Here is a 4,858-nt window from a genome sequence, read left to right as displayed (position 1 = left end):
CCACGTGGTGGTGACGGACCCGGCCCACGTCGGGCGCCGCACCGGCGGCGGCCCGTCTTACGATCTTTCCTGTAGGCCGTGGCGGAGACGCGGCAACTGTTCCGAATGGGAAGGACCCGTATGACGGGCGAGCGCCCCGCGCTGTACGAGATGTTCGACGACCGGTTCCGCACCGGCCGCTGCATGAGCGGTGACGCCGGGCTGGAAGTCCTGTACACCGGCTGCCGCTGGGCCGAGGGACCGGTCTACCTGCCCGCCTGGCGACAGGTGGTCTTCAGCGACATCCCCGACGACCGGATGCTCCGCTGGGACGAGGAGACCGGCGCGGTCGGCGTCTTCCGCCGCCGTGCCGGGCACCCCAACGGCAACACGCTCGACCGTCAGGGCCGCCTCGTCACCTGCGAGCAGGGCAACCGCCGGGTCACCAGGACCGAGCACGACGGCACCCTCACCGTGCTCGCCGACCGCTGGCAGGGCAAGCGGCTGAACAGCCCGAACGACGCGACGGTCAAGTCCGACGGCTCCGTCTGGTTCTCCGACCCGGACTACGGCATCACCAGCGACTACGAGGGCCACCGCGCCGAGAGCGAGATCGGCGCCAACAACGTCTACCGGATCGACCCGGACACCGGTGAGGTGCGGTTGGTCGCCGACGGCTTCGACGCACCGAACGGTCTGGTCTTCTCCGCCGACGAGCGCCGGCTCTTCGTCTCCGACAGCGAGGCCGGGCTCGTCCGGGTCTTCGACGTACGCGACGACGGCACGCTCTCGGACGGCGAGGTCTTCGCCGAGGCCGCGCCCCGGGAAGGGGCCCGCTTCGACAACCTCCGCTTCGACGACGGCGGCCGGCTCTGGGTGGCCGCGATGGACGACGGCGTGCACTGCTACGACCCGGACGGCACCCTGATCGGACGGCTCGTCGTCCCCGAGACCGTCGCCAACATCTCCTGGGGCGGCGCCAAGCGCAACCGTCTCTTCCTCACCGCCGGCACGAGTCTGTACTCGGTGGTCATGGGCGTCACGGGCACCCACCCGACGGGTCCCGGACGCAAGCTCTCGACGGATGCGGAGTCGTCCCGGTGAACTTCTGGTCGATCTATCAGCACGGCTTCGCGCGGGTCGCCGCGTGCACCGGTCACGCCGCCATCGCCGACCCGCTCGCCAACGCGGAGGCGGTCCTGCGGCAGGGCGGCGAGTGCGCGCGGGAGGGCGTCGCCGTCGCGGTCTTCCCCGAACTCTGCCTGACCGGCTACTCGATCGAGGACCTGCTGCTCCAGGAGGCCCTGCTCGACGAGGTCGAGGAAGCGCTCGACACCGTCGTGGCCGGGTCGGCGGACCTGATGACGGTCCTCGTCGTCGGCGCCCCGCTGCGCCACCGCAACCGCCTCTACAACTGCGCGGTGGTCGTGCACCGCGGCCGGATCCTCGGCATCACCCCCAAGTCGTACGTGCCGAACTACCGCGAGTTCTACGAGAAGCGGCAGATCGCGGCGGGCGACGACGAGCGCGGCGGCACGATCCGGGCCGGCGGCGCGGCCGTACCGTTCGGCACCGATCTGCTCTTCACGGCCGAGGACGTCCCCGGGCTCGTGCTGCACGTGGAGATCTGCGAGGACATGTGGGTGCCGGTGCCGCCGAGCGCCGAGGCGGTGCTGGCCGGCGCGACCGTCCTCGCCAACCTCTCCGGCAGCCCGATCACGGTCGGCCGCGCCGAGGACCGGCGGCTGCTGTGCCGGTCGGCCTCCTCGCGCTGCCTCGCCGCCTACGTCTACGCGGCGGCCGGGCTCGGCGAGTCCTCCACGGACCTGTCCTGGGACGGCCAGACCATGATCTACGAGAACGGTGTGCTGCTGGCCGAGACCGAGCGGTTCCCGCTCGACGACCAGTACGCGGTGGCCGACGTGGACCTCGCCCTGCTGCGGCAGGAGCGGCTGCGGATGGGCACCTTCGACGACAACCGCCGTACCCACGCCGCGCGGACCGGCGGCTTCCGCACGGTGGAGTTCCGGCTCGACCCGCCGGACACGGACCTCGGGCTGCGGCGCCGGGTCGAGCGCTTCCCGTTCGTGCCCGCCGACGCCGACCGCCTCGCCCAGGACTGCTACGAGGCGTACAACATCCAGGTCACCGCGCTCCAGCAGCGGCTGGCGTCGATCGGGAACCCCAAGGTCGTCATCGGGGTGTCCGGCGGTCTCGACTCCACGCACGCGCTGATCGTCGCCGCCCGCGCGATGGACCGCGCGGGCCGCCCGCGCAGCGACATCCTGGGCTTCACCATGCCCGGCTTCGCGACCGGCGAGCACACCAAGGACAACGCGCACGCCCTGATGCGCTCGCTCGGCGTCACGGCGGCCGAACTCGACATCACCTCGACCGCGCGGCTGATGCTGAAGGAGATGGACCACCCGTTCTCCTCCGGTGAGCCGGTGTACGACGTCACCTTCGAGAACGTGCAGGCCGGACTGCGCACCGACTATCTGTTCCGGCTGGCCAACCAGCGCGGCGGCATCGTGCTCGGCACCGGTGACCTCTCCGAGCTGGCGCTCGGCTGGTGCACGTACGGCGTCGGCGACCAGATGAGCCACTACAACGTCAACTCCGGTGTGCCGAAGACGCTCATCCAGCATCTGATCCGCTGGGTCATCGGCAGCGAGCAGTTCGGCGAGGAGACCAGCGAGACGCTGGCGGCGATCCTGGACACGGAGATCAGCCCGGAGCTGGTGCCGGGCGAGGAACTCCAGTCCACGGAGTCCAAGATCGGCCCGTACGCGCTGCACGACTTCACGCTCTTCCACGTGCTGCGCTACGGCTTCCGCCCCTCCAAGACCGCCTTCCTGGCCTGGCACGCCTGGCACGACCGGGACGCGGGCGCCTGGCCGCCGGGCTTCCCCGACGCCAAGCGGGCCGCCTACGACCTGCCGGAGATCCGGCACTGGCTGGAGGTGTTCTGCCGCCGCTTCTTCGCCTTCGCGCAGTTCAAGCGGTCCGCCATGCCGAACGGGCCGAAGGTGTCGGCCGGCGGCTCGCTCTCGCCGCGCGGCGACTGGCGGGCACCGTCCGACAGCACGGCACGGGCCTGGCTGCGGGAGCTGGAGCGCTGGGAGCTGCCGAAGTCCCCGGAGAACGGCGCGTAGCCGGACGGTCCGGGCAAGCGCGCCCGGGGCCGCCGTCCTCTCCGCTACGGGGCGGCGGCCCGCTCCACCGGGATCCACAGCTCCGCGTCCGCCCGCTCCCCGTCCTGAGCCACCTCGACGCGCAGGATCTCGGGCCCCGGCCTGCTCTGGTACGGGTTCGACGGGAACCACTGGGTGAACACGTCCCGCCACAGGTACTGAAGCGCCTGCGGGAACGGGCCCGAGCTCCGGAACACGGCCCAGCTCCCGGCGGGCACCGGCAGCACGTCCATGTCCGGCGGCACCGGGGCGCCCGTCACCACCCCGTGGTAGTAGTCGAGTTCGGTGCCCTCCGCCCGGCTCGGGTCGAGCCGGTCGCTCACCGCGACGATCCCGGCGGGCTCCTGGTCGGACAGCGCCGCCATCCGCTCGACGGTCTCCGCGCCGATCCCCCTGATGAACTCCGCGATGGCCGGATTGACCCCCTCGTGCACGAGCGGCACGCGGGCCTTCCTGCCCACCACCCGGAACTCGGGCTTGTCCACGATCCGGTAGCGCATACTGCTGCTCCCTTCGACGATCAGCTTGAAGGACATCCGGGGCTGGGAGTCGAGCACCGCACCGTGCCGCCGTGCCTCACCCGGACCGACGCCGTGCACGTCACGGAAGGCCCGCGCGAAGGCCTCGCCCGAGTTGTAGCCGTAGCTGAAGGCGATCTCCAGCAGGGTCCGCTCCCCCGCCACCACGTCGGCGGCGGCCACGGTCAGCCGTCTGCGGCGCACGTACTCCGACAGCGGCATGCCCGCGAGCGCGGAGAACAGCCGGCGGAAGTGGTAGTCCGACGTCATCGTGATGCGTGCGAGGTCGCGCACCCCCACCGGCTTGTCGAGGTGTTCCTCGATGTGGTCCATGGCCTGGTTCAGCCGCTCCAGCACCCCGGCCTCCTTCCCCTTCGACCACCACCGTAGGAAGAGGTCATCCTGCCGGACCCGACATCCTGTGCCCGATGCGGTCGGGTGCGGGTGCCCGATGCGGTCGTGGACGGGTGCCCGATGCGGTCATGGGCGGCCACGGAATTCCCTGGAAAGGCGCGCCATCGGCGTGCTTGCATGGGCCCCATGGTGTCCGCCGACCGTTTACTCGCCTTCGCGGCCATGTCGTTCCTGCTGATCGTGATACCCGGGCCCAGCGTGCTCTTCGTGATCGGGCGGGCGCTGGCGCAGGGGCGCCGGGCCGCGCTGACCACGGTCGTGGGCAACGCGCTCGGCGCGTACGTGCTCATCGTGGCCGTGGCCTTCGGGGTCGGCGCGATCGTGGAGCGCTCGGTCCTCGTCTTCACCGTGCTGAAGCTGGCCGGCGCCGCCTACCTGGTGTACCTGGGGTGGAAGGCGTGGCGGACGCGGGGTTCGCCGCGGTCCGCGGTGACCGGTGCCGATGCCGTGCCGGGCGGGCTGCGCACCTTCTGGGAGGGGTTCGCGGTCGGTGTGACCAACCCCAAGACCATCGTGTTCTTCGCCGCCGTCCTGCCGCAGTTCGTGGACCGCGGGCAGGGGCACGTCGCGGCGCAGATGCTGCTCCTCGGCCTGGTCTTCGACGTCATCGCCCTGGCCTCCGACACGGTGTGGGGGCTGGTCGCGGCGACCCCGCGGGGGAGGTTGGCGCGGGGGCCGCGCCGGCGCTCCCGGGGCGGCGGCGGCGGCGGGGGGTCCAGGGTCGGGCGGGGGGGCGCCGGGGCCGCGCCGGGC

Annotated in this window: 4 protein-coding genes; 3 read left to right on the top strand and 1 reads right to left on the bottom strand. The window is 71.9% G+C overall.

The features are described from left to right. Positions 1 to 120 precede the first annotated feature (120 nt). Together ACFV6E_RS42735 and ACFV6E_RS42730 are read left to right on the top strand one after the other, a co-directional pair. A complete protein-coding gene (locus ACFV6E_RS42735; protein WP_385172460.1) occupies positions 121 to 1,083 on the top strand; it encodes an SMP-30/gluconolactonase/LRE family protein in 963 nt (320 codons plus the stop codon). Beyond that, on the top strand, positions 1,080 to 3,134 hold the full coding sequence (locus ACFV6E_RS42730; protein ID WP_385172463.1) for an NAD(+) synthase: 2,055 nt from the start codon (positions 1,080 to 1,082) through the stop codon (positions 3,132 to 3,134). The genes ACFV6E_RS42735 and ACFV6E_RS42730 overlap by 4 nt, the downstream gene beginning before the upstream one ends. 44 nt (positions 3,135 to 3,178) lie before the next feature. Here ACFV6E_RS42730 and ACFV6E_RS42725 read toward each other — a convergent pair whose 3' ends face one another. After that, a complete protein-coding gene (locus tag ACFV6E_RS42725; RefSeq protein WP_385172466.1) occupies positions 3,179 to 4,048 on the bottom strand; it encodes a GyrI-like domain-containing protein in 870 nt (289 codons plus the stop codon). Positions 4,049 to 4,231: 183 nt separating this feature from the next. Between ACFV6E_RS42725 and ACFV6E_RS42720 the strand changes: the two genes are divergently transcribed. Further along, positions 4,232 to 4,858, top strand: a 627-nt coding sequence (locus ACFV6E_RS42720) for a LysE family translocator (RefSeq protein WP_385469157.1), incomplete at its 3' end; no start/stop codon positions are given.

Origin of the sequence: Streptomyces sp. NPDC059785 (assembly GCF_042732375.1) — a bacterium.
In the GTDB taxonomy this organism is placed as follows: Bacteria; Actinomycetota; Actinomycetes; order Streptomycetales; family Streptomycetaceae; genus Streptomyces.
The sequence above is the reverse complement of the archived record's forward strand: the minus strand, read 5'-3'. Positions and strand labels throughout refer to the sequence as shown.